Annotated in this window: 20 protein-coding genes; 15 read left to right on the forward strand and 5 right to left on the reverse strand. The window is 73.2% G+C overall.

Annotation, left to right across the window (positions count from 1 at the left end; genetic code table 11):
• Positions 1-10 precede the first annotated feature (10 nt).
• The 3 genes from cydD to ACGFI8_RS03055 all read left to right on the forward strand — a co-directional run bounded on the left by cydD (position 11) and on the right by ACGFI8_RS03055 (position 4067).
• Positions 11-1660: a thiol reductant ABC exporter subunit CydD gene (cydD, locus tag ACGFI8_RS03045; protein ID WP_392799094.1), complete on the forward strand. Its 1650-nt coding sequence runs from the start codon at positions 11-13 to the stop codon at positions 1658-1660.
• A complete protein-coding gene (gene cydC, locus ACGFI8_RS03050) occupies positions 1657-3288 on the forward strand; it encodes a thiol reductant ABC exporter subunit CydC (protein WP_392799097.1) in 1632 nt (543 codons plus the stop codon). The genes cydD and cydC overlap by 4 nt, the downstream gene beginning before the upstream one ends.
• An 86-nt stretch (positions 3289-3374) precedes the next feature.
• Entirely contained in the window at positions 3375-4067 is a 693-nt protein-coding gene (locus tag ACGFI8_RS03055; protein ID WP_392799100.1) for a permease prefix domain 1-containing protein, read from the forward strand.
• Positions 4068-4106: 39 nt separating this feature from the next.
• Here the strand turns inward: ACGFI8_RS03055 and ACGFI8_RS03060 are convergent, their stop codons facing one another.
• Positions 4107-4442 (reverse strand): PadR family transcriptional regulator, encoded by a 336-nt coding sequence (locus ACGFI8_RS03060; protein ID WP_392799101.1) that lies wholly within the window; start codon positions 4440-4442, stop codon positions 4107-4109.
• Positions 4443-4588: 146 nt separating this feature from the next.
• Between ACGFI8_RS03060 and ACGFI8_RS03065 the strand changes: the two genes are divergently transcribed.
• Positions 4589-5887 carry a hypothetical protein gene (locus ACGFI8_RS03065; protein ID WP_392799104.1) on the forward strand — a complete coding sequence of 433 codons (1299 nt, stop codon included), beginning with the start codon at positions 4589-4591 and terminating at the stop codon, positions 5885-5887.
• 26 nt (positions 5888-5913) lie between these two features.
• Here ACGFI8_RS03065 and ACGFI8_RS03070 read toward each other — a convergent pair whose 3' ends face one another.
• Both ACGFI8_RS03070 and ACGFI8_RS03075 read right to left on the reverse strand, forming a co-directional pair.
• Positions 5914-6756 carry a hypothetical protein gene (locus ACGFI8_RS03070; protein ID WP_392799107.1) on the reverse strand — a complete coding sequence of 281 codons (843 nt, stop codon included), beginning with the start codon at positions 6754-6756 and terminating at the stop codon, positions 5914-5916.
• A 199-nt stretch (positions 6757-6955) separates the two neighbouring features.
• Positions 6956-8242: an Ig-like domain-containing protein gene (locus ACGFI8_RS03075; protein ID WP_392799109.1), complete on the reverse strand. Its 1287-nt coding sequence runs from the start codon at positions 8240-8242 to the stop codon at positions 6956-6958.
• 422 nt (positions 8243-8664) lie between these two features.
• Here ACGFI8_RS03075 and gltB point away from each other — a divergent pair, with 422 nt between their 5' ends.
• The 10 genes from gltB to ACGFI8_RS03125 all read left to right on the forward strand — a co-directional run bounded on the left by gltB (position 8665) and on the right by ACGFI8_RS03125 (position 22435).
• Positions 8665-13227, forward strand: coding sequence for a glutamate synthase large subunit (gene gltB / locus ACGFI8_RS03080; RefSeq protein ID WP_392799112.1), 4563 nt, complete (start codon positions 8665-8667; stop codon positions 13225-13227).
• Positions 13220-14695: a glutamate synthase subunit beta gene (locus tag ACGFI8_RS03085; RefSeq protein WP_392799114.1), complete on the forward strand. Its 1476-nt coding sequence runs from the start codon at positions 13220-13222 to the stop codon at positions 14693-14695. Before gltB ends, ACGFI8_RS03085 begins: the two co-directional genes overlap by 8 nt.
• A gap of 143 nt (positions 14696-14838) precedes the next feature.
• On the forward strand, positions 14839-15231 hold the full coding sequence (locus tag ACGFI8_RS03090; protein WP_392799116.1) for a hypothetical protein: 393 nt from the start codon (positions 14839-14841) through the stop codon (positions 15229-15231).
• Positions 15231-16418: a hypothetical protein gene (locus tag ACGFI8_RS03095; RefSeq protein ID WP_392799119.1), complete on the forward strand. Its 1188-nt coding sequence runs from the start codon at positions 15231-15233 to the stop codon at positions 16416-16418. Before ACGFI8_RS03090 ends, ACGFI8_RS03095 begins: the two co-directional genes overlap by 1 nt.
• Before the next feature lie 44 nt (positions 16419-16462).
• On the forward strand, positions 16463-17521 hold the full coding sequence (gene mycP, locus ACGFI8_RS03100; RefSeq protein WP_392799122.1) for a type VII secretion-associated serine protease mycosin: 1059 nt from the start codon (positions 16463-16465) through the stop codon (positions 17519-17521).
• A gap of 51 nt (positions 17522-17572) precedes the next feature.
• Entirely contained in the window at positions 17573-18727 is a 1155-nt protein-coding gene (locus ACGFI8_RS03105; protein ID WP_392799124.1) for a mechanosensitive ion channel family protein, read from the forward strand.
• Positions 18728-18983: 256 nt separating this feature from the next.
• Positions 18984-20405 (forward strand): pyruvate kinase, encoded by a 1422-nt coding sequence (gene pyk / locus ACGFI8_RS03110; RefSeq protein ID WP_392799127.1) that lies wholly within the window; start codon positions 18984-18986, stop codon positions 20403-20405.
• 47 nt (positions 20406-20452) lie between these two features.
• Positions 20453-21322 (forward strand): acyl-CoA thioesterase, encoded by an 870-nt coding sequence (locus ACGFI8_RS03115; RefSeq protein ID WP_392799655.1) that lies wholly within the window; start codon positions 20453-20455, stop codon positions 21320-21322.
• Positions 21323-21326: 4 nt separating this feature from the next.
• On the forward strand, positions 21327-21782 hold the full coding sequence (locus ACGFI8_RS03120; protein WP_392799129.1) for an RrF2 family transcriptional regulator: 456 nt from the start codon (positions 21327-21329) through the stop codon (positions 21780-21782).
• Between the two features lie 152 nt (positions 21783-21934).
• Positions 21935-22435 carry an NADPH-dependent FMN reductase gene (locus ACGFI8_RS03125; RefSeq protein WP_392799132.1) on the forward strand — a complete coding sequence of 167 codons (501 nt, stop codon included), beginning with the start codon at positions 21935-21937 and terminating at the stop codon, positions 22433-22435.
• 37 nt (positions 22436-22472) lie between these two features.
• On the opposite strand, the gene ACGFI8_RS03130 is transcribed toward ACGFI8_RS03125, so the two are convergent.
• Positions 22473-22691, reverse strand: a complete 219-nt coding sequence (locus ACGFI8_RS03130; protein ID WP_392799135.1) for a hypothetical protein — start codon at positions 22689-22691, stop codon at positions 22473-22475.
• Between the two features lie 93 nt (positions 22692-22784).
• Entirely contained in the window at positions 22785-23240 is a 456-nt protein-coding gene (locus ACGFI8_RS03135) for an Rrf2 family transcriptional regulator (RefSeq protein WP_223102116.1), read from the reverse strand.
• Positions 23241-23339: 99 nt separating this feature from the next.
• Here ACGFI8_RS03135 and ACGFI8_RS03140 point away from each other — a divergent pair, with 99 nt between their 5' ends.
• Positions 23340-24605, forward strand: coding sequence for an ROK family protein (locus tag ACGFI8_RS03140; protein ID WP_392799138.1), 1266 nt, complete (start codon positions 23340-23342; stop codon positions 24603-24605).
• Positions 24606-24679: the final 74 nt, after the last annotated feature.

Consider the following 24679-nt stretch of genomic DNA (forward strand, 5'->3'; position numbering starts at 1 on the left):
GTCACGACACGTGGACAGACGACTGCTGCGGCTCGGCCCGGTGCGGCGCTACGCGGTGGTGCTGGCCGGGTCGGCGCTGCTGGCCGCGGTGCTCGTCGTGGCGCAGGCGGTGAGCCTCGCCACGCTGCTCGCCACGGCCGTCGCCGGTCGGCTCGACCGCCCGCAGACGGCCGGGTGGCTGGTCGTGTGCCTGGCCGCGGTACTGCTGCGGGGCCTGCACGCCGGCGCGCTCGGCGCGATCGCCGGGCGGTCCGCCGCGGGGGTCAAGGCGCACCTGCGCGAGGAGCTGCTCGATGCCGCCGCCCGCCGCGGGCCGGCCTGGCTCACCGGCCGGCGCGCCGGCGAGCTGGCCACCCTCGCCGGGCGCGGCGTCGACGGCCTCGACGGGTACCTCACCGGCTACCTGCCGCAGGTGTTCCTCGCCGCCTTCGTCCCGCTCGCCACGCTGGCCTGGCTGGCGTTCACCGACCTCACCTCCGCGGTCGTCGTCGCGCTGACGCTGCCGCTCATCCCGGTCTTCGGCGTCCTCGTCGGCAAGGCGACCGGCGCGCGGACTTCTCGGCAGTGGCACCTGCTCAGCCGGCTCGGCGGGCACTTCCTCGACACCGTGCGCGGCCTGCCGACGCTGCGCGCGTTCGGCCGCGAGCCGGCCTACGTGCGGCGGGTGCGCGAGACCGCGGAGGCCTACCGCGCCGCGACCATGCGCACCCTGCGCCTGGCGTTCCTGTCGGCGCTGGTGCTGGAGCTCGTCGCCACCGTCTCGGTCGCGCTCGTCGCCGTGCCGGTCGGCCTGCGCCTGCTGCACGGCGGGCTGACGCTGAGCGCCGCGCTCGTGGTACTGCTGCTGGCGCCCGAGGCCTACCTGCCGCTGCGGGCGCTGGGCACGAAATTCCACGCCAGCCAGGAGGGGCTCGCCGCCTCGGCGGAGATCCATGCGGTACTGCTGGATCGCCCCTCCGCCACGACCGAGCCCCGCCTGCCCCCGCCCGGCGCCACCATCGCCCTGGACCGGGTCGAGGTCCGCTACGGCGACGTCGTCGCGCTGCGCGACGCGACCCTGGAGATCGAGTCGGGCGACCGGATCGCGCTGGTCGGCCCCAGCGGGGGCGGCAAGTCCACGCTGCTGTCGCTGATCCTCGGCTTCACCGCCCCGACCGCGGGCCGCGTCCTGGTCGGCGGCGCCGACCTCGCCGGCCTCGACCTGGCCGCGTGGCGCGCCCGGCTGGCCTGGATGCCGCAGCGGCCGCACCTGCTCGCCGGCACGGTCGCGGACAACATCCGCCTCGGCGCCCCGGACGCACCACTCGACGCGGTGGTCGCCGCCGCGGTGGCCGCCGAGGCGGACGGGTTCGTGCGGGCGCTGCCGCGCGGGTACGACACCGATCTCGGCGCGCACGGCCTGTCCAGCGGGCAGCGGCAGCGGCTGGCGATGGCCCGCGCCTGGCTGCGCGCCGACGCCTCGGTGCTGCTGTTCGACGAGCCGACCGCGCGCCTCGACCCGGCCAGCGAGGCCGCGGTGGTGGCCTCGGCGGCCCGCCTGGCGGCCGGCCGCACCGCCCTGCTCGTGGCGCACCGCCCGGCCCTGCTGTCCATCGCGACCCGCACGGTGACGGTCGACGGCGGCCTCACCGAGCTGCGCCCAGCGGTGGCGGCCCCGTGACCGGCCTGCTGACGCCAGGGGCGCTGGTGCGGCTCGTGTTCGCCGGGCTGCTCGGGGTGTTCACCGAGGTGGCCGGCATCGGGCTCGTCGGCACCGCGACCTGGATGATCGTGCGTGCCGCCGAGCAGCCGCCCCTCGCGGCGCTCGCCGTGGCCATCGCCGCCGTGCGGGCCTTCGCGCTGCTCAAGGGCGGCATCCGGTACGCCGAGCGGCTCGCCTCCCACGACGTGGTCCTGCGCGTCCTCGCGGACCTGCGCGCCCGCGCGTTCGCCGCCCTCGCCGCGCGCCGGGACCCGGCCTCGGAGGTCTCCTCGCAGCGCGCCTCCCACGCCGACGCGCTCAGCCGCGTGGTGTCCGATGTGGACGCCGTGCAGGACCTGCTGCTGCGCGCGGTGCTGCCGGCCGGGGTGGCGGCCGTCGTCGGGGTGGCCGCCGTGGCCGGGGTCGGCGCCGCCGACGCCCGCGCGGCTGCGCTGCTCGCCGCCGGCCTGCTCGTCGCGGGCGTCGCGCTGCCCCTGCTCGGCAACGCCCTCGCCCGCACCGGGCCCGCGTCGGCGGCGGCGATCGCCGGCACCCGCGGCGAGGTCGCTGAGTCCACTGTGGACCTGGTGCACGGGGCCGCGGAGCTGACCGCGTTCGGCGCCATGCCGGCCGCGCTCGCGGAGGCGTCGGCGCGCGGCCGGCGGCTGGCCCGCCTGGAGGCGCGCGCCGCGGCCGTGGCCGGGCTCGTGGCCGGGGTGGCGGCGGTGATACCGGCGGCCACCGCCGTGGGCATCGCCGCGCTCGTGCACGGCCCCGCCGCGCCGGTGCTCGCGCTCGTGGCGCTCACCGTGGGCGAGGTGGTGACCCCGCTCGCCGCGGCCGCCGCCCGCCAGAGCGAGGTCCGCGGCGCCGTCGACCGCGTCCGGGCACTCGTCGGCGGCCGTATCGGCGGCTGGGACGGTGCCGGCGTGGCCGAAGGACCGCAGCGGCGGGCGTTGCGGGGGCCCGTGAGCGTGCGGCTGCGCGAGGTCACGGTCCGCTATCCGCACGGCACGCGGGCCGCGCTCGACGGAGTGGACCTCGACCTGCCCGCGGGCCGGCGGGTCGCCGTCGTGGGCAGCAGCGGGGCCGGGAAGTCGACACTGCTGGACGCCATCGCCGGGCGGATACCGGTCGCCGGTGGGCGGGTCGACGGGATGCCCGCCGGGGCCGAGCCGTGGCAGGTGGCCGGGGGAGTGTTCGCCGACGCGCACGTGTTCCACGCCACCGTGCGGGACAACCTCACGCTCGGGCGGGACGGGTTCGGCGACCGCGAGCTGCGGGGCGCGCTCGAGTCGGCTGGGCTGTCGGAGTACGGCGACCGTCTCGACGAGCTCGTCGGCGAGGACGGCGGGCGGCTGTCGGGCGGGCAGCGGCAGCGGCTGCTGCTGGCCCGGGCGCTCGTGGACGCGCCGCCGGTACTGCTGCTGGACGAGCCCACCGAGGGCCTCGACCCGGTGGCGGCGGACGCCGTGCTGGCGACCGCGCTGCGGGCGGCGGGGGAGCGCACGGTGGTGGTCGTCACCCACCGGCGGGCCGACCTGGCCCGCTTCGACGAGGTGGTGACGGTCGAGGGCGGCCGGCTGGCGCGCCCCGCGACCGGCTGACGCCCCGGCGAGCGGTTGACGCGACCGGCGGCCGGTATGCGACCCTGGAACCCGTGGAGGGTGTGCCGCAGCGTCACACGACCCGGATGGGTGCTGATCCGATCGGGGACTACGTCACGGGCCTGGCCGCCGCGCTGCGCGGGCCGAGCCGCACGCGCGCCGAGATGATCACCGAGGCGCGGCACAGCCTGGAGGACGCGGCCGCCGCGTTCGAGGACGAGGGCCTGGAGCCGCTGGACGCGCGGCACCGGGCGGTGCGCGAGTTCGGCGCGCACGGGCAGGTCGTCCCCGGATACCAGGCCGAGCTCGCCGCGCAGCAGGGCCGCCGCACGGCGATGTGGATCGCGCTCGCCCTGCCCCTGGTCAACGTGCTCGAGCCGCTGATGTGGTGGGACAGCCCGTGGAGCGCGGCCCAACACGCCAGCCACCTGTACTGGGTGCTCGTCGACCACTTCAAGTACACGTCGTTCCTCGCCGCCGGCATCGCCGCCCTGGTGGTCGCGGGCTTCTCGTGGGGCAGCCGGTATCTGCGCGACGGCGTGCGGTACACGCGGGTCGTCGGCCTCGGCGCGGTCACGTTCCTCGGGCTGCACGGGCTGGTCGGGGCCGCGGTGTTCGGGCTGAGCGTCTACCAGTGGCCGGCCGCGGCGACGTGGCCGCCGGTGCTGGTCGGCATGACGGTCAACACGGCCGCGTTCGGCTACGCCGGCCTGCTCGCGGTGCGCTGCGTCCAGTTCGCCCGTACGGCCCTGCGCAACCGCCAGGCCGCCATCGCCTGAGCTGGGCCGCCTGAGCCGCGCCGCCTTGTCGGGGCCGTGTCACGCCGACGGGGCGGGCGGCGGCAGCAGTACCGAGCCGATCGTGGCCGTGAACTCCTGCCAGGCCGAGCGCTCCTCGGACAGGACCCGCCGCCCGGCGTTGGTGAGGCGATACGTGCGCCGCTCCCGGCCGCCGACCGTGGACCACGCGCTCTCCACGTAACCGGCCCGCTCGAGCCGCCGCAGCGCCGGATAGACGGTGCCGGTCGGCAGCGACAGCGAACCGCCGCTGCGTGACTGCAGGGCCTCGATGATCGCGTACCCATGGCGGGGTTCGCCGTCGAGCACCGCGAGCAGGAGTGCGTCGAGATGCCCGCGCAGCGCGTCCGCCTTCATGTGTAGCGAGTCTACGGGTTAGCGCGCCGCCGCGCCACGGCAGGGGTTTAGCCGCCCTGCCGCTGGGAAGTCCCGTCGCACACACGGGACGGGGGAGCGGGCGGGATGGCGCGGCAGGAACGGACTTGGACGACTTGGTGGCGGGCATGAGGCGGCGGTCGGAGGCCGCGCGGGACGTCGACCTGCAGTGGCCGACCGGCCTGGGCACCGCCCTCGCCATCGCTTCGGGCCGTGCGCTGTCGTACCGCCGCGGCGTGCCTCGCCCGGTCGTCGCCGCGCCCCGCTGGAGCACGGCCCGCGGCCGGCACGCCCGCCGCGACCCCGGCACCACGCTCGACGCCGGCGTGGTCGCGCGCTGGCTGGTCGGGCAGCTGCCGCCGGGCCGCTACAACGGCCTGGTCGTGGGCTCCCCGCACGGCGCCGGCCTGCACCTGGCGGCGGCGCTCGGCGTGCCGTGGCTGCCGGCGGCGTTCGAGCTGCCGACGTCCGACATCGCCGCCGGCGAGAGCAGCGGGGCGGCGGCGGCCGGCGAGCGCCACGCCCGCGTTGTCCTCGACGCCAACCCCGACGTGACGGTCCGGCAGGTCTACGACCCGGTGTGGCGCGGCTGGAACGCGGCCGCGACCGCCTACGCGGCGGTCCGCTGGCGGCGGCTGCCGGAGGCCTACCGGGACCTCATCGCCGACCGGCTGCGCCCCGGCGCCCCGATCGTCGTGACCCGCGACGTGAGCCGCTGGCTGACCGTCCCCGGCCCGGAGGGGTACTCCTTCCAGCTCGGCAGCCGCTCCACCGGCCTGGCCGCGTCCGACTACTACGACCGCCGCACCGCGCCCCTGCAGAGCGACCTGCCGGAGGACAGCGACGGCGAGCGCAGCGTGGACCGCGGGTTCGTCGAGGACCTGCGCCGGTACGCCTCCGCGCACGGCCATCCGGTCCGCCAGATCCTCTACCGCCACCCCGACGTGCTCAGTGGCTCGGTCGCCGACCTCTACCGCGACTGGCTGCGCGCCGGCGCCCGCACCGGCAACCGGCTCGTGGTCGAGTGCGGCCGGCTGTTCGACCCGTGGCACGTGGTGCGGGCGGGCCTGGTGCCGTACTGGTGCGAGCACCCGCTGCGCTCCGCGGTGCGCGCGGTGTCGTGGTGGCTGGCCGGCAGCGAGCCGTTCACGTCGGTCGACGTGCTGCCGGAGCCGCCGGGGGTGCCGCTGCCGACGACCGCGCCGCTCGCGGAGTGGGAGGCGGTGGCCGCGTTCGGGACCCGGCACGCGCTCGTCGACGGGCGGTGCGCCCGCGCGTACCCGTCCGGCTCCGTCCCGGCCCACCACGCGACGCAGGTGCTGCGCGGGCATCCGCACGACCTGCCGTACCTGGCGTTCCTGGAGGCCGACGCCGCGCTGGCCGGGCTCGCCCAGCGCGGCCAGTCCGACGGCCTGCTGGTGCTGTGAGCCCGGCCTCGGGCGCACCGGCAGGCTCACCCGGCCGTCGTGTCCTCGGACTTCTCCTTGTTCTTCTGCACCTTGCTGATGACGTCGTGCAGCGGCTTCGTCCCGCTGCCGACCACCACGCCGGTGATGATCGCGTCGACCCAGACCGGGATGCCCTGCCAGCCGTCGCCGGCGATGGAGTGCAGCAGGTACAGCCCGCCGGACGCGGAGGCGACGGTGGCCAGCGCGACCGCGATGCCCCACGAGATCAGCCCGCGGCTGGCCCGGCCCTTGTCGACCAGTGACTTGGCGTGCGCGACCTGGATGAGGTCGTCGAGGGTGGCGTCGTGGTACTTGTTCGCCATGTTCGCCACGGCCCGCTCCAGTTCGCCCTTCGCGTGCTGACCGGGCATGAACCGGGCGAAGGGCTCGAGCACCCGCTCGACCGCGGTGGCGAACGCGAACAGCACGCCGAAGAGCGCGGTCGCGTCCGGCAGGTGGATCTCCTCGGCGTTGACGCCGAAGTGGTACAGCGCCCAGGAGCCCGCCCCGCCCGCCGCGACGAGCAGGAACGCCGTGATGAGCGCGCCGATGCTGGCCGGCTGCGACGCCACCGCGGCCGCCTCGCCGCCGGGCGCGCCGTCGCCCCCGACCGCCGCCACGGCCGCGCCGATCTCGGCGCCGGGCGCACCGGGCGCATCCGGGCCGGGCACTCCCGCGACCGGCCAGGGCGCGGCGCCGGGGGCGGGGATACGCTGGGTCACGTCGTCGGCCGGGCTGGGCTGGGCGGGTAGGGGCGGCCGGACGAGGTTGGGCGGTGCGACCGCAGCCGCGGCCACGACCCGGTTGCTGGTGTTGCCGAGAACGGCGTTGCGCCGGACCAGTGCCATGCGCGAGAGGATAAGGCCCGTCGATGCGCCGGATCATCCGGGGATCGTCCAGCCTGAACTCGTTCCTTCGGGCCCGCCGGCTCGGGTCACGGCCCGCAGCGTAGGGCGGGGTCGCTGCCCGCCCCGTGTGGAGCGGGCGGCGGCCCCGCCGACGCTTGTTGCTGTCCTGCGGTGCCGTTCCCTTATGTTGCGCTGTTGCTCACGCGGCCGGCGCGGAGGCCGAGCCGGACGCGGAGGCCGAGGCGGGCGCCGAGGCCGGGGCACTCGCCGGCGCCGAGGCGTCCGGGCTCGCGGTGTCGGCCGGCGGCGGCAGCGCGCTGCCCTTCACGTACTCGTTCCAGGGCTTGTCCCAGTCGGTCCAGCCGTTGCCCCAGGCGAGCTTGCGAGTCGTGTTCTTCACGATCACGACGTCGCCGATCTTGGTCAGGTTGTACAGGTACTTCGCGTTCGACTCGGACACGTTCGTGCAGCCGTGCGACACGTTGCGCTTGCCCTGCGCGTCGACCGACCACGGGGCGGAGTGGATGTACTCGCCGCCGCTGGTCATGCGCTGCGTCCAGTAGACGGTCTCGCGGTACGGGTCGGACGGGTCGGTCCCCACGAACAGCTCGGACTGGTTCTTGTCCATGACCACCATGTGCCCGCTGGACGAGGGGGTCTTGGCCTTGCCGAGGCTGACCGGGAGCGTCTTGATGACCTGGCCGTTCTGCTCCACCGTCATCTGGTGGGTCTTGTCGTCCGTGGTCATCACGATCTTGTCGCCGATGCTGAACGTGCTCGTGACGTCCTTGGTGCCCCAGCCGGTCTTGGTGAGCTGGAGGCCGCCGACGGCGAGCCGTACCTTGATCTTCGTGCCGGCCTTCCAGTACTCCTTCGGGCGGTAGTGCACCTCGCCGCCGTTGAACCAGTACCAGGTGCCGACCTGCGGCGGGTCGGACGTGACGAGCAGCCGCTTCTCCACCGAGGCCCGCAGGTCCTGCGGGACGCTGGAGCCGAACCGCACGACGATGGGCATGCCCACGCCGTATGTCTTGTTGTCCGAGATCGCCGTCGAGACGTTGACCGTCTTGCCGGGTTTGGCCATGGTGGTGAACGTGATCTTCTTACCGGCGGTGTCGCCGGCGGAGGTCACGGTAGCCGTGTACTGCGTGCCGTATTTGAGCTGCGCGGCAGGGACCCAGGCCGTCCCGTCGGAGCGGAGCCCGCCCGCCACCGTCGCACCGGAGTCGTCCGTGAGCGTCACCTGGGCGTTGGAGCCCGGCGCGGCCTGCAGGGACAGTTCGGTGGCGGTGGAGACGTCGCTCGCGCCGTCGGCGGGATCGGCGATGGTCGCCTTGGGCAGCTCGGCGGACGCGGAAGCCGAGGGGCCGCCGGCACTGCCGTCAGCGCCGGTCCATTTCGGCTTGTCGTTGCTGCAGCCCGCAGCGAGAACGGCGACGCCCGTGAGAGCGGCGATCGTGGCCAGTGCGCGTGCGGAGACTCCCATGTCCACACCTCCTTCGTTGGGCTAGAGCATGCACCGGTTGCAACGCCGGTGAATCCCGTGTTTGTGCCACCGGTTCAAACTTGCGCGAACCACTTGGTGGCGGCGATCTTGCCGTGCATCATCGTAGGAAGTAACAGATGGTCACAGCCATCCGCTCATTCGACGTCTTCCGGACTGCGTGAGGTTGCGTGACAGTTCGGTAACGGGCTCCGGACCTGCCGCTGGACCTGTCGCTCGTGGGATTTGTCACGACCTCGCGTGTAGGTCGGTCGCCGGTGCGCACGGTACGTTGTTGCGCACCACACGCGGCGGGCGCGCTGGATGCGGTACGGACTCGAGTACCGATCATGCAACTTGCGCCCGCTCTTCGCGTACACTGGTAGACCGCTCCTTAGGGCCGACGTTGTCCCGATTTGCACTCGATGACGTCAGGAGGCCCGATGGTGTCGTACCCCGGACCGCAGCGGCAGGGCCTGTATGACCCTGCCTTTGAGCACGACGCGTGCGGGGTCGCTTTCGTTGCCGACATACACGGTCGCAGGTCCCACGACGTCGTGTTCAAGGGGCTCTCGGCGCTGCGCCGGATGGACCACCGTGGCGCGCGCGGTGCGGAGCCCAACACCGGCGACGGCGCCGGGATCATGATCCAGATCCCGGACGCGTTCCTGCGCGAGGTGGTGCCGTTCGCGCTGCCGCCCGCCGGGCAGTACGCCACCGGCCTGGCCTTCCTGCCGGCCGACGACGAAGCCGCCGAGCGCGCCCAGCGGGTGCTGGAGAAATACGCGCTGGTCGAGGGCGCCCAGGTGCTCGGCTGGCGGGACGTGCCCACCGACGCCACCGACCTCGGCGCCACCGCCCTGGCCGCCATGCCCCGCATCCGCCAGGTGTTCGTCAGCGCGGAGCGGCTCGGCTCGCCCGGCGTCGTGCTGTCCGGCCTGGAGCTGGATCGCGTCGTCTACTGCGTGCGCAAGCAGGCCGAGCGGGAGACCCGCGAGCGCGGCCTCCAGCTGCACCTGCCGTCGCTGTCCTCGCGCACGATCACGTACAAGGGCATGCTCACCCCGGACCAGGTCGTGTCCTACTACCCCGACCTGTCCGACGAGCGGGTGGCCTCGGCGATCGCCCTGGTGCACTCGCGCTTCTCCACCAACACGTTCCCGTCGTGGGAGCTCTCGCATCCGTACCGCATCATCGCCCACAACGGCGAGATCAACACGATCCGCGGCAACCGCAACTGGATGGCCGCCCGCGAGGCGCTGCTGGCCTCGGAGAACCTGCCCGGCAACATCCGCCGGCTGTTCCCGATCTGCACGCCCGAGGCGTCCGACTCGGCGAACTTCGACGAGGTCCTGGAGCTGTTGTACCTGGCCGGGCGGAGCCTGCCGCACGCGGTACTGATGATGATCCCGGAGGCGTGGGAGAACGACCCGCGCATGGACCCGGCGCGCCGGGCGTTCTACCGCTTCCACGCCTGTCTCATGGAGCCCTGGGACGGCCCCGCCAGCGTCGCGTTCACCGACGGCACCGTCGTCGGCGCCGTGCTGGACCGCAACGGCCTGCGCCCCGGCCGTTGGTGGCAGACCAGCGACGGGCTCGTCGTGCTGGCCAGCGAGGCCGGCGTGCTCGACCTCGACCCGGCCACGATCGTGGCCAAGGGCCGCTCGGCGCCCGGCAAGATGCTGCTCGTCGACACCGCCGCCGGGCGCATCCGCACCGACGACGAGATCAAGGCCGAGCTGGCCTCGGCCGAGCCGTACCAGGAGTGGCTGCTCGCCGGGCTCATGGACCTCGACCAGCTGCCCGAGCGCGAGCACATCGTGTACACGCACGACTCCGTGCAGCGCCGGCAGCAGACGTTCGGATACACCGAGGAGGAACTCAAGATCCTCATCGGCCCGATGGCCCGGGCCGGCGCCGAGCCGCTCGGCTCCATGGGCACCGACACCCCGGTCGCGGTGCTCTCCACCCGGCCGCGGCTCATGTACGACTACTTCACCCAGCTCTTCGCGCAGGTCACCAACCCGCCGCTGGACGCCATCCGGGAGGAGCTGGTCACCAGCGTCGCGTCCACCATCGGGCCGGAGGGCAACCTGCTCCGGCCGGGTCCGGCCTCCTGCCGGCAGATCGCCCTGCCGTACCCCGTCATCGACAACGACGATCTCGCGAAGATCCTGCACATCGACGAGGACGGCGACCTGCCCGGCTTCAAGGCCGTGCGGGTGTCGGGCCTCTACCCGGTCCGCGACGGCGCGGCCGGCCTCAAGCGCCGCCTCGTCGAGATCATGCGCGGCGTGTCCGAGGCCATCGAGGACGGCGTGCGGATCCTGGTGCTGTCCGACCGCGACTCCACCACCGACCTGGCCCCGATCCCGTCGCTGCTGCTCACCGCCGCGGTCCACCAGCACCTGGTGCGCGAGCAGACCCGCACCCAGGTGTCGCTCGTCGTCGAGTCCGGCGACTGCCGCGAGGTGCACCACGTGGCGCTGCTGTCCGGCTTCGGCGCGTCGGCGGTCAACCCCTACCTGGCGTTCGAGAGCGTCGAGGACCTCATCGCCACCGGGGCGCTCGACGGTATCGACGCGGACAAGGCGATCCACAACTACGTCAAGGCGCTCGGCAAGGGCGTCCTGAAGATCATGTCCAAGATGGGCATCTCGACCGTCTCGTCGTACTGCGGCGCCCAGGTCTTCGAGGCCGTCGGGCTCGACCCGCGCTTCGTCGAGCGATACTTCACCGGCACCCCCAGCAAGATCGGCGGCATCGGCCTGGCCGAGGTGCACGCCGAGATCGCCGCCCGGCACGCCCGGGCCTACCCGGCCAACGAGGCCGAGCGGGCGCACCGGCGGCTCGAGGTCGGCGGCGAGTACCAGTGGCGCCGCGAGGGCGAGCTGCACCTGTTCAACCCGGAGACCGTGTTCCTGCTGCAGCACGCGACCCGGTCCGGGCAGTACGACGTCTTCCGCCGCTACACCGCCAAGGTCGACGAGCTGGCCGGGCGGGCCGGCTCCCTGCGCGGGCTGTTCGAGCTGCGCACCGGCGCGCGGCCCGCCGTGCCGATCGACGAGGTCGAGCCGGCCGTGGAGATCGTGAAGCGGTTCGCGACCGGCGCCATGTCCTACGGCTCCATCTCGGCCGAGGCCCACGAGACCCTCGCCATCGCGATGAACAACATCGGCGGCAGGTCCAACACCGGCGAGGGCGGCGAGGACCCGGACCGGCTGCACGACCCGCGCCGCCGCTCCGCGGTCAAGCAGGTCGCCAGCGGACGCTTCGGCGTGACCACCGAATACCTGGTCAACGCCGACGACCTGCAGATCAAGATGGCCCAGGGCGCCAAGCCCGGCGAGGGCGGGCAGCTGCCCGGCAACAAGGTGTGGCCGTGGATCGCCAGGACCCGCCACGCCACCCCCGGCGTCGGGCTCATCTCCCCGCCGCCGCACCACGACATCTACTCCATCGAAGACCTGGCGCAGCTCGTCTTCGACCTCAAGAACGTCAACCCCGAGGCGCGTGTGCACGTCAAGCTCGTCTCCGAGGTCGGCGTGGGGACCGTCGCCGCCGGCGTGGCCAAGACCAAGGCCGACGTCATCCTGATCTCCGGGCACGACGGCGGAACCGGCGCGTCGCCGCTCAACTCGCTCAAGCACGCGGGCACGCCGTGGGAGCTGGGCCTGGCCGAGACGCAGCAGACGCTGCTGCTGTCGGGCCTGCGCGACCGGGTCAGCGTCCAGGTCGACGGGCAGCTCAAGACCGGCCGGGACGTGATCGTGGCGGCGCTGCTGGGCGCCGAGGAGTACGGCTTCGCGACCTCGCCGCTGATCGTCTCCGGCTGCATCATGATGCGGGTCTGCCACCTCGACACCTGTCCGGTCGGCATCGCCACGCAGAACCCGGTGCTGCGCAAGCGGTTCAACGGCTCGCCGGAGTTCGTGGAGAACTTCTTCTGGTTCCTGGCCGAGGAGGTCCGCGGCTACCTGGCCGAGCTGGGCTTCCGCACGCTCGACGAGGCGATCGGGCACACCGAGCTGCTCAACGTGCGCCCGGCGGTGGACCACTGGAAGGCCGGCGGGCTGGACCTGACCCCGCTGCTGCACGTTCCCCCTCTCGCCGACGACGCCGTGCGGCGGCAGACCACCAAGCAGGACCACCGCCTGGAGCGGGCGCTGGACAACCAGTTCATCGCGGCGGTGTCGCCGGCCCTGGACGCCGGCGAGTCGATCCGGCTCGAGATCGCGGTGCGCAACGAGCACCGCTCGGTGGGCGCCATGCTGGGCGGCGAGATCGTACGGCGGGTCGGCGGTGCCGGCCTGCCCGACGACACCGTGGACATTACGTTGCGTGGTACCGCCGGCCAGTCGTTCGGCGCGTGGGTCCCCTTCGGGATCACCCTCCGGCTGATCGGCGACGCCAACGACTACGTGGGCAAGGGCCTGTCCGGCGGGCGGCTGATCGTGCGGCCCGATGAGCGCGCGCCGTTCGTCGCCGAGGAGCAGATCATCGGCGGCAACACCGTGCTGTACGGCGCGACCGCCGGCCGGCTGTTCATGCGCGGCCGCGCCGGCGAGCGCTTCGCGGTGCGCAACTCCGGCGCCGTCGCGGTCGTCGAGGGCGTCGGCGACCACGGCTGCGAGTACATGACCGGCGGTACCGTCGTCGTGCTCGGCCCCACCGGCCGCAACTTCGCCGCGGGCATGTCCGGCGGTGTCGCCTTCGTCTGGCGGCTCGACCGCGCCCTGGTCAACCCGGAGCTGGTCGACCTGCGCCCGGTGTCCGACCCGGAGGCGCTGCGCGCCCACGTGCGCGAGCATCTCGCCGAGACCGGCTCGGCCGTGGCCGAGCGGCTGCTGGCGGACTGGGACTCCGCGGTCGCGGAGTTCACCGAGGTCATGCCGCGCGACTTCGAGCGCGCGATGGAGGCAATGCGGGCCGCCGAGGCTGCCGGCCGCGACGTCGATGCGGCTGTCATGGAGGTGGCACGTGCCTGACCCGAACGGTTTCCTGCGCCACGAGCGGCGGCTGCCGGCCCGCCGGCCGGTCCCGGTCCGGCTGCAGGACTGGCGGGAGGTGTACCCGTCCGCCTCCGACGAGCTGATCCGGGAGCAGGCCGGCCGCTGCATGGACTGCGGCATCCCGTTCTGCCACGACGGCTGCCCGCTGGGCAACCGCATCCCGGACTGGAACGACCTGGTCCGTACCGGCGACTGGGACTTCGCGATCGAGGCGCTGCACGCCACGAACAACTTCCCGGAGTTCACCGGCCGGCTGTGCCCGGCGCCGTGCGAGGCCGCCTGCGTACTGTCCATCGCCGGCGGCCAGGCGGTCACCATCAAGCAGGTCGAGGTCGAGATCATCAACCGGGCCGTGGCGGCCGGGCGGGTCACCCCGCGCCCCGTCCCGGAGCGCACCGGCAAGAGCGTCGGCGTCGTCGGCTCCGGCCCCGCCGGGCTCGCCGCCGCGCAGCAGCTGGCCCGGGCCGGGCACGACGTCACCGTCTACGAGCGCGACGACGCGCTCGGCGGGTTGCTGCGCTACGGCATCCCGGACTTCAAGCTCGAGAAGGAGCACATCGACCGGCGCCTGGAGCAGCTGCGCGCCGAGGGCGTGCACTTCCGCACCGGCGTCCACGTCGGCGTGACCGTCTCCGTGGCGGAGCTGCAGGCGTCGCACGACGCGCTGCTGCTGGCCTGCGGCGCCCTCGCCGGCCGGGACACGCCCGAGACGCCGGGCCGGCAGCTGCGCGGCATCCACCTCGCGATGGAGCACCTCGTCGAGGCCAACCGCGTCGTCGCCGGCAAGCAGCCGACCGCGTCGATCACCGCCGCCGGCAAGCACGTCGTCATCATCGGCGGCGGCGACACGGCCGCCGACTGCCTTGGCGTGGCGCACCGGCAGGGCGCGCGCTCGGTGCTGCAGCTCGACCAGTACCCGCTGCCCCCGCACGAGCGCGACGAGTCCCGCGACCCGTGGCCGACCTGGCCGTGGATCCTGCGCAACTACCCCGCCCACGAGGAGGGCGGCGAGCGCGCCTTCGCGGTCGCCGTGACCTCCTTCGAGGGCGACGCGGACGGCAACCTCACCGCGGTCCGCATCGCCGAGGTCCAGGTGTCCAGGGTGGACGGACGGCGGGTCGTCACCGTCGTCGAAGGGACCGAGCGGGAGTACCCGGCCGACCTCGTCCTGCTCGCCATCGGCTTCGCGGGCACGGAGGAGGGCCCGCTGCTAACCACGCTGGGCCTGACCCGCAACCGCCGCGGCGGCATCGACACCGGCGCCGACTGGCAGACCAGCGCCCCCGGCGTCTTCGTCGCCGGCGACATGCACCGGGGCGCGTCGCTCATCGTGTGGGCGATCGCCGAGGGCCGCGCCGCCGCCGCGTCGATCCACGCCTACCTGGGCGGCGACGGCAACCTGCCCTCACCGGTCGACCCGTCCGCGGTGGCCCTGTCCGCCTGAGTCACCGCTTCCGGGAGCGGCCGTCGTGGCCGGTCCCCCTCCGATTTGCGCGTTCTGCGGGATCGTACGCGCGGGGTCGCCGGCCTCGCCGGCCCTCCGGTACGGTCACGGTGTTCGATGCGCTTCGTGGCGGGGAGGGCGCGATGAGCGAGCAGGGCTTCACGGTGGACCCGCGGGCGGTACACGGCTTCGGCACCGAGCTCCGGCACGACCTGGACGTCCACCTGTCGTCGGAGAAGGCCCAGACCCTGCACATCTTCGCCGAACTCCCGACGTTCGGCACCCGGACCGCAAGCCCGGCCGTACAACAGGCCGCGAAGGACTACCACGCGCGCCTGCTGGAACTGTACGAGGTGATGGACGCCCTGCTCTACAACGGCGAGGTGATGGCACGCGCAGCCCACACCATCGCCGACGCGTACAGCGAAGCCGACACCCTCTCCGGCGATGACATCTCCACCGCCCTCAGGGGCGCGAAGGAAGCGGCGACCGCGGACGCCGGCGCCGTCGACCCGGACACGGGTAGGCCGATCTGATGGCCCAGACCTACAACGACTACACGCTGCCCAAGCTCTGGGAGATGCTCGAGGGCGAGGACCCCGAGACCGGCTTCGCGCACGTCAACACCCTGAACCGCCTGCGAACGGCGCTCGAACAGCAACGCGACAACCTGAGGGCGCAGCGGGACCGCCTGATTGAAGGCTGGCCCCCGGACCGCAGCGAGGCCGCGACGGCGTTCGTCGGGCGAATCAACGACATGATCGATGTGATGACGTACACCGCGAGTGCGGCCGGCCGTATCTGCACGGGCGTCGACGGGGTGTTCGCCGCGATCCGCGACGCGAGGCGCCAGATGGAACCGATGATGGCGGACTACTCGAAACGCAGCCCGGGCCGGGGCTTGCAGGTTGGGAACGCACGCCACGCGGAGCTGGACCAGCGGGGCCGTGACGTCCTAATCGCAGCCGACGCGAAGGTAGCCGACGCGTCGGGGATGATCAACTCCAGCCTGCCGCCGTATCGCCGGATCCGGGACTCGGGGGAGTCGACAACCCTGATCGCCTCGGATGCGAATGCGCCGGGATCCCCCACCGTCGGTCAGTCGGGGGGAGGAGGCAACCAGTCGGCGGTGCTACGTGCTCCTGTGTTCGACCCGCCGCAGCCGTCCGCACCTGTCGGCAACGGCACCGGAGGCTTCGCCGACGGGCCGGTCCTGGCGGGCGAACCGACCGCCCAGCCGCCAACGCCCGGCGGTGGGAATTCGGTCGGCTATCCGGGCTCGGGCCCCGTAGGACTGATCGGCGGCGGTGCCGGTCCAGGTCAGTCGGCATCGGGCCCGAACGGCGCCGTCGGCTTCCGTCCTGGAGGCGTCGGCGTGGGCGGTGTGATCGGCGAGCCACGGCCGTACAACCCAGCGGGCGGACAGATCACCGGTGCGCCGATGACCGGTATCGGCCCGCGCACGGGCTCGACACAGGCGGCGCGGCGTCAGACCGGAAGGTCGGCCGTATCGTCCAATCCGCTGGAATCGCGGGGAGCCAGCGGCATTTCCGGAGGGTACCGGGACCGCTCGTTCGAGGCGTACGCGGAGCGCCGCCGATCGAAGCGCCGTGGCGACGACGACGAGCTGTGGTCGGTCGAGGAGGGTGTGTCTCCCGTGCTCGACGCGACGACCGAGCGCAGCCACGACCCTGGCCCAGGTGTGTTGGGGATCGATCGTTGATCGCTTCCCTTCGGCGCCTGAGCGCGTGCGTGTTGGCGGTTGTCGTGGTGCTGCTCGTGACCGTCCGGCCGGCGGCCGCCGACAACATTCGAGATCAACAGTGGCACCTCACGGCGCTCGGGATTCCCCAGGCACAGAAGATCAGCCAGGGCGACGGGGTCGTGGTCGCCGTGCTGGATACCGGCGTCGAGGCCAAGCACGCGGAACTGGCCGGGGCGGTGCTGCCGGGAAAGGGGTTCGGGGAAGGCAACGACACGGACGGCCGGTTCGACTTCCTCGGCCACGGCACCGCAATGGCCGGCCTGATCGCCGGGCGCGGCCTTCCGAACGGCGGTGGTGTGCTCGGCGTGGCACCGAAGGCCATGATTCTGCCGCTGCAGGTCCTGCGGAACGAGTTCGGACTTGGCGCACCCGCAACCTTCGCGGAGGGAATCGACTGGGCGGTTGACCACGGCGCGAAGGTCATCAACCTTTCCGTGGACACCAGCGAGGACCCGCAGGTGCGCGAGGCGGTCGAGCGTGCGTTGCGGTCGGACGTGGTGGTGGTCGCGGCGGCCGGCAACACACCGGATCAGACCAAGGTTGGGTTTCCCGCGAATTTGCCCGGCGTGGTGGCTGTCGGTGGTACCGATCGCAACGGTGACCATGCGGCGGTGTCCGTGACCGGGCCGGAACTGGTGGTCGTTGCGCCCGCGGTGGATGTCGTTTCGACCCGGCCGTCGGGGCAGTACGCCCTCGGGACGGGGACGAGTGACTCTACCGCGATCGTGGCTGGGGTGGTGGCGTTGGTGCGGGCCAAGTTTCCCCGGCTCTCCGGGGCTGAGGTGGTCCGGCGGATCACGGCCACCGCTACCGACAAGGGTAAGCCCGGGCGGGACGACGAGTACGGGTTCGGGATCGTGAACCCCGTTGCCGCGCTCACCGCCGATGTGCCGTCCGCGGCGGCGGCGCCGTCGGGGGGTGGCTCGGGGGCGGGGGGCGCCGGTGCGCCGCCCGTGGGGGGTGGTGGGGCGGTGAAGGCCGTCCTGCTCGTCGGTGGGGTGGTGGTGCTTGTCGGGGGGCTGGTGATCGCGGTGCGGAGGTGGCGGCTACCGCGAGATTGATCACTCCAGGGTGGCGTGTGTAGATCACCCCTGGCGGGTAACGCGCGCAGAATGGGGAACACGGTCGTTGACACGCTCGCGCCGCTGGGGGTTGCGCTCGGGGCCGCGCTGCTGGGGCTGCTCGCGGTGCAAGTCGTGCATAAGGTGATGCTGCGGGTCGGGCGGCAGTCGAAGTTCTTCTGCGAGCTTGCCAACCGGGTCCACCGGCCGATGCAGTGGGTCGTCGTGCTCTGCGCGGTGTACTTCGCGGTGCGCGCCACCGCCGACGGGGCGGGGTGGCGGCACCCGTTCCTGTACGCCGATCAGCTGATCATCATCGCGGCGGCGGCGTGGCTGCTGGTGTCGCTGCTCGTGGTGGTCGAGGACACCGCGCTGTCGCGGGTCCGCACCGACGTGCCGGACAACCGTACGGCCCGGCGCGTGCACACGCAGGTGGTGATGCTGCGGCGGGTCACGGTGGCGGTCGTGGCGGTGCTGGCCGGTGGGGTGATGCTCATGACGGTCCCTCAGGCGCGGATCGTGGGCACGAGCGTGCTCGCCAGCGCCGGGTTCGTGGGCGTCATCGCCGGTCTCGCGGCGCAGAGCGTGCTGCGCAACGTGTTCGCGGGACTGCAGCTGGCGTTCTCCGACTCGGTACGCCTCGGCGACGTGGTCATCGTCGAGAACGAGTGGGGGCGGATTCAGGAGATCACCCTGTCGCACGTGGTCGTGCACGTGTGGGACGACCGGCGGCTGATCCTGCCGACGTCGTACTTCACCGAGAAGCCGTTCGAGAACTGGACCCGCACCGAGTCGGCGCTGCTCGGCGCGGTCCTGTTCGACGTGGACTGGTGGCTGCCGGTGCCGGAGATGCGCGAGGAGCTGCGCCGGGCGCTGGAGTCGACGGACCTGTGGGACGGGCGGGTGTCGGTGCTGCAGGTGGTCGAGGCCACCGGCCCCGCGATGCGGCTGCGGGCCCTGGTCAGCGCCCCGGACGCGCCGAAGCTGTGGGACCTGCGCTGCTTCGTGCGCGAGCACCTGGTGACCTGGCTGCGCGACGCGCACCCGTCGGCCCTGCCGCGCATGCGGGCCGAGATGACCTCGGCGATGCCGTTGCACGCGACGCTCACCGGTCAGACCGTCACCACCGACGGGGACTCGCGGGTGTTCAGCCACAGCGTCGACGGCCGGGCCCGCGCGGAGGCGTTCACCGGCCCCGAGCAATGATCCGGGCCGCGGCCGGCAGCACCGGACCCATAAAAGTCGCACATATCACGACAAAATCCGACAAGTGGCCAGCCATTCGCCGTTCCGCGGCCGATGGCGTAACCGAGCGTGACGATCCCGGGCCGGTCCTCGAACGCGCCGGGGATGGTGGACAACGGACCAGTATCGGGGAAAGCCCCGGTGGACGGCGTCTCAACTGATGGCGTGGGGCCGGGGCAGCCGAAACGCGCGGTGGCGAAGGGGCTAGCCTCGTAATGTGACTCGACGCGCCAAAATCGTCTGTACGCTCGGCCCGGCCACATCGTCGGCCGAGCGGCTCCGTGGCCTAGTCGACGCCGGGATGGACGTCGCGCGGCTTAATTTCAGCCATGGTAGCCACGAGGACCACGCCTCGGTGTACAACCTCGTCAGGGAGGCCGCCATCGCCGCCGGCCGCCCCGTGGGCATTCTCGCGGACCTCCAGGGTCCCAAGATCCGTCTCGGCCGCTTCGCAGACGGTCCGCACGAGTGGCGGAACGGGGACACGGTCGTCATCACCAGCGATGACATCCTCGGCACCGCCGACCGCGTCTCGTGCACGTACAAAAAGCTTCCGCAGGAGGTCAAGCCGGGCGACCGGCTGCTCATCGACGACGGCAAGGTCGCCGTCGAGGTGATGGCCGTCACCGGCAACGACATCTCCGTCCTCGTCACCGAGGGCGGCCCGGTCTCCAACAACAAGGGCGTCTCGCTGCCGAACGTGGCCGTGAGCGTGCCGGCGCTGTCGGACAAGGACGCCGAGGACCTGCGCTTCGCGCTGCGCCTCGGCGCGGACTGGATCGCGCTGTCCTTCGTGCGCTCGCCGGACGACATCAAGCTCGTCCACGAGATCATGGCGGAGGAGGGCATCCGCCGCCCCGTCCTCGCGAAGGTCGAGAAGCCCGAGGCGGTCGCCGCCCTCGAGGCCATCGTCAACGCGTTCGACGGCGTCATGGTCGCGCGCGGCGACCTCGGCGTGGAGATGCCGCTCGAGCAGGTTCCGCTGGTGCAGAAGCGCGCCGTGCAGCTGTGCCGCGAGCAGGCCAAGCCGGTCATCGTCGCGACCCAGATGCTCGACTCGATGATCGAGAACGCGCGGCCGACCCGGGCCGAGGCCTCCGACGTCGCCAACGCGGTGCTCGACGGCGCCGACGCCGTCATGCTCTCCGGCGAGACCAGCGTCGGGAAGTATCCCGTCCTGACCGTCTCCACGATGGCCCGCATCGTCGCGACCACCGAGGCCGGCTCGCTGTCCGTGCCCCGGCTGCAGCACGACCCGCGCACCAAGGGCGGCGCGCTCACCTCGGCGGCGTCCAACATCGCGCGCAACATCGGCGCGAAGGCGCTCGTCGCGTTCTCCCAGACGGGCGACACGGTGCGCCGCCTCGCCCGGCTGCACTGCGAGCTGCCGCTGCTGGCCTTCACCCCGGAGCCCACGGTGCGCAACCAGCTCACCCTCAGCTGGGGCGTGCAGACCTTCGACGTGCCGTTCGTGGAGCACACGGACGAGATGTTCAAGCAGGTCGACCTGGCCCTCGTCGGGCTGCCGTGGCTCGCGCCCGGCGACGACGTGGTCATCGTCGCCGGCTCCCCGCCCGGCACCCCGGGCTCGACGAACACGCTGCGGGTGCACCAGCTGGGAGCACTGTCACAGGACTGAGCGGGCCCGGCGGGCTGGCCCTTGCGTAGATTGTCCGTGTGACCGAACTGGTGAGCGGGCAGGCCGCGGTGGACGACCTCGTCCGGCTCCTGGATCTCGAGGCGCTGGGGGACGACCGGTTCCTGGGCATCAGCCCGCCGGTCGGCCCCCAGCGTGTCTACGGGGGGCAGGTAGCCGGCCAGGCGCTGGTCGCGGCCGGACGCACCGTCGACCCGCAGCGGCAGGTGCACTCGCTGCACGGCTACTTCGTGCGCCCGGGCGACCCGGACGTGCCGATCACGTATTCCGTGGAGAAGATCCGTGACGGCCGGTCGTTCTCGGTGCGCCGCTCCGTCGCCGAGCAGCACGGCGAGGTGATCTTCTTCATGTCCGCCTCGTTCCACCGCCACGAGGAGGGCCTGGACCACCACGAGCCGGCCCCCGCGGACGTGCCCCCGCCCGACGAGGTGCCGACGATGGCGGAGCGCCTGGCGAAGTATGAGGAGCGGGCCGGCATCTGGTCGATCGTCCCGCGCCCGATCGACGTGCGCTACGTCGGCGAGCCCGGCTGGGTCCGCCCCGGCGACCGTCCGGCCGAGGCCCGTCAGCGGGTCTGGATGCGCCTGGACGGCAAGCTGCCCGACGACCCGGTCCTGCACACCTGCGTGCTCACGTTCGCCTCCGACATGACGCTGCTCGACTCGGTCCTGTCCGCCCACGGCGCCGTCTGGGGCCCCGGCGGCTTCGTCGGCGCGAGCCTCGACCACGCGATGTGGTTCCACCGCCCGTTCCGCGCCGACGAGTGGTTCCTCTACGACTGCGTGAGCCCGTCCGCGTCCGGCGCCCGCGGCCTGGCGACCGGCCGCATGTTCACCCTTGACGGCCGCCACATCGCAACGGCCGTGCAGGAAGGCCTGTTGCGACGCGTGGGAGGATGAGGACATGCGCCTTTCGGCCCGAGTTGACTACGCGCTGCGCGCGGTGGCAGAGCTGGCGGCCACCTCCGCCGACGGCAAGCTGGTGACCGCGGACCGCCTCGCCTCGGCCCAGCAGATCCCCCCGAAGTTCCTGGAGAGCATCCTGCTGCAGCTGCGCCGGGGCGGCGTCGTCGTGGCACAGCGTGGCCCCGAGGGCGGCTACCGCCTGGCCCGCCCGGCCGGCGACATCTCCCTGGCCGAGATCATCCGCGTGATCGACGGCCCCCTCGCCAACGTCCGCGGCCAGCGCCCGGAGGAGCTCGGCTACCACGGCGCCGCCTCGGCCCTGCAGGACGTGTGGATCGCGCTGCGCGCCAACGAACGCCTGATCCTGGAGACGGTCACGATCGAGGACGTGGTGACGGGCGAACTGCCGGAGCGGGTGCGCGACCTGGTCGCCGACCCGCGCGCCTGGGTCTGAGGGGCATTCTCCGGGACTCCGGTCCGTGCAACGCACGACCGTTGCTCCCGTCAGACACCGGTCGGCGCCGGGGCGCCTCCCTGCCAGGCCCGCGGTGCCAAGAGCCAGTACTCGCTATTTTCGATCGGGTTAATAGGAGATAGGATCGGCGCATGATCGTCGTGCTCTCCGGGAACCCGCGCCCCCACTCGCGGACGCTGCACCTGGCCGAGGAGGTCGGCGCCGCGCTCGCCGAGCGCCTGTCCCAGCCCGTACCGCACACCATCGACGTCGCTGCCCTCGGCACCCGCCTGCTGCAGCCCGGCGACGGCGTGGTCCTCGACGCGATCGGCCGCCTGCGCCGCGCGAGCCTGCTGGTGGTGGCGACCCCGACGTACAAGGGGACCTACACCGGCGTCCTGAAGGTCCTGCTCGACCAGCTCCCCGCCGACGGCCTGCGCGACGTCGCCGCCGTCACGGTCGTCACCGCCGGCGTGCGCCCCCAGGCCGAGGCGACCGAACGCCACCTGCACGAGCTGCTCACCGAGCTCGGCGCCGTGCCCGTGCTGCCCGGCCTGGCCGTGGTGGAGCCGGAGCTGGCCAATGCCGGCACCGCCGCCGCCGAGTACGTGAAACGGATCGGCGACTCCTTCACCGCGGCCGGGTTGTCCTGACCGGCGCCGCCGCTGCCGAGGATTCGGCGGCCCGAAGTCAGTTGTGCAGCGAGGCGACCACCATCGGCGCCGCCGCGCCGCCGGCGCCGCTCTCGATCAGCTCGTTGAGCGACCGGGCGATGCTCACCAGCGCATAGGTCTGCGTCACCCGCAGCGTCCGGTCCATCTCGAGATCGTCGGCCATGTCCAGCTCGGCGCGGATGCTGTGCAGGAAGCCCTCGGCGGCCTGCAGGTAGGGGTCGTGCGCTTTCGACATGACCCGAGCGTAGGTCGCCGCCCCGCACTCCAGGGCGCCGTTCGCCCAGATCGGCGCCCCGGCGCCGATCGGGTCTGCCCCCGGTGCGCCGTGTTATCGGGGCTGCCAGGCCGCCGGCGGGGTGGTCAGGCGGCGCACGTGGGCCGGCATCCGCCCGCGTACCACGTCGGCGAGGCTGACCTCGTCGAGCACGTTGCGCACCGCGGCCCGCACGGCGACCCACAGCTGCTGCAGGTGCTCGGCGGTCCCGGAGTACATCGCCTCCTCGGGCCGCACCCCGCGGACCTCCGCGAGCGGCCCGTCGACGGCGCGCAGCACGTCGCCGACCATGATCTCCGAGGGCTGGCGGGTGAGCACGTACCCCCCGTCGACGCCCCGCTGCCCCCGGACCAGGCCGGCCCGGCGCAGGTCGCCGAGCACCGCCTCGAGGAACTTGCGGGGCATGTCCTGTTCGTCGGCGAGGCCGGCGGCCGACACCACCGCCGGATAGGCGGCGGCGAGCCCGAGGGAGGCCCGCACCGCATAATCCCCGCGCGCCGAGATGTGCATCGAAAAACTGCCTTTCCGGCCGGGCTTGTGGCACAGGTTGTCCGGTACCAATGTAGGGTGCCCGGCCGCGCGGGATCGCCGGGGTAGCGTTGTCGGATTATGCGATCCGATGAGCCACGCCGCGGCGCCGACCACAATGTGATGCGGGAGGTCAACCGCTCACTGGTGCTGGCCCTGGTCAAGGAGGGCGGCCCGGTCTCGCGGGCGAGCATCGCCCGCTCGACGACCCTGGCCAAGCCCACGGTGTCCGCGATCGTCGACGAGCTCATCGCCGACGGCCTGGTCCGTGAGATCGGCCCCGGCTCCACCGCGGTCAGCGGCGGCCGCCCCCCGATCCTGCTGGAGTTCAACGCCCGCTCCCAGCTGGTGGTGGGCGTGCACATCGGCGCCCGCCGCACCGCGATCGCGATCGGCGACGCCGCCGGCGAGGAGATCGCCCGCCGCGAGTTCCCGACCCCGCGCCCCGGCGCGGCGCCCCCCGCCGGCGCACCCCCCGCGCCCGCCGATCCCCGGGCGGTGCTACGGCTCGTGGCCACCGAGGTGCGCGCCGCGATCGCCGGGGCCGGGCTGCCGGGCGCGAAGATCGCCGCGGTCGGCGCCGTGCTGCCGGGGCTCACCGACTTCCACACCGGCGTGTGCCTGCTGGCGCCCAACCTGGGCTGGCGCGACGTACCGGTCCGCGACATCCTCGCCGCCGAGCTCGGCGCGCCCGTCTACGTCCACAACGCCGGGCAGGCCGCGGCCGTCGCCGAAAACCTCGAGGGGGCGGGGGAGCGGGTGGGTGACCTGGCGCTGCTGTACGCCGGCACCGGCCTGTCCGCCGGGATCCTCTCCGACGGCCGGGTCTTCCACGGCGTCGGTGGCACCGCCGGGGAGATCGGGCACAACGCGGTGCCGGGCATCGACGAGCCGTGCAACTGCGGCAACATCGGCTGCCTGGAGACGGTGGCCTCGGGGCCGGCGATCGTGCGCGCCGCGCGGCGTGCGCTGGCGGCGGGGGAGGCGTCGGCGCTGGCGGAGGTGGACGAGTTCGACGCCCGCGACGTGGCGGCGGCCGCGCAGGCCGGCGACGATGTGGCCGGGCGGGTCATCGCCGGGGTCGGTGAGCATCTCGGCCTGGCCGCGTCGTGGCTGATCAACGCGTACAACCCGGCGCTCGTCGTGGTCGGCGGCGGCCTCGCCGCGATCGGTGACCTCCTGCTCGACCCGCTGCGCGCCGCCGCGGCCCGGCACGCGCTGTCGCCCGCGCTGCGCGGCGTGGAGATCCGCGCCTCGGTCCTGGGCCCGGACGCCGAGGTTCGCGGCGCGGTGCTGCTCGCCCTGCAGCACTCGGAGACGTACTACCGCGTGGTCTTCCGCGCCTGACCCCCTGCGGGCGACCAAACGCCGGAAAGTTCCCGGGAACCCCCCCGTGCCGGGGTTAGTTCTTTTCTTGAACT

Origin of the sequence: Dactylosporangium sp. NPDC048998, assembly GCF_043197855.1 — a bacterium.
Classification (GTDB): domain Bacteria; phylum Actinomycetota; class Actinomycetes; order Mycobacteriales; family Micromonosporaceae; genus Dactylosporangium.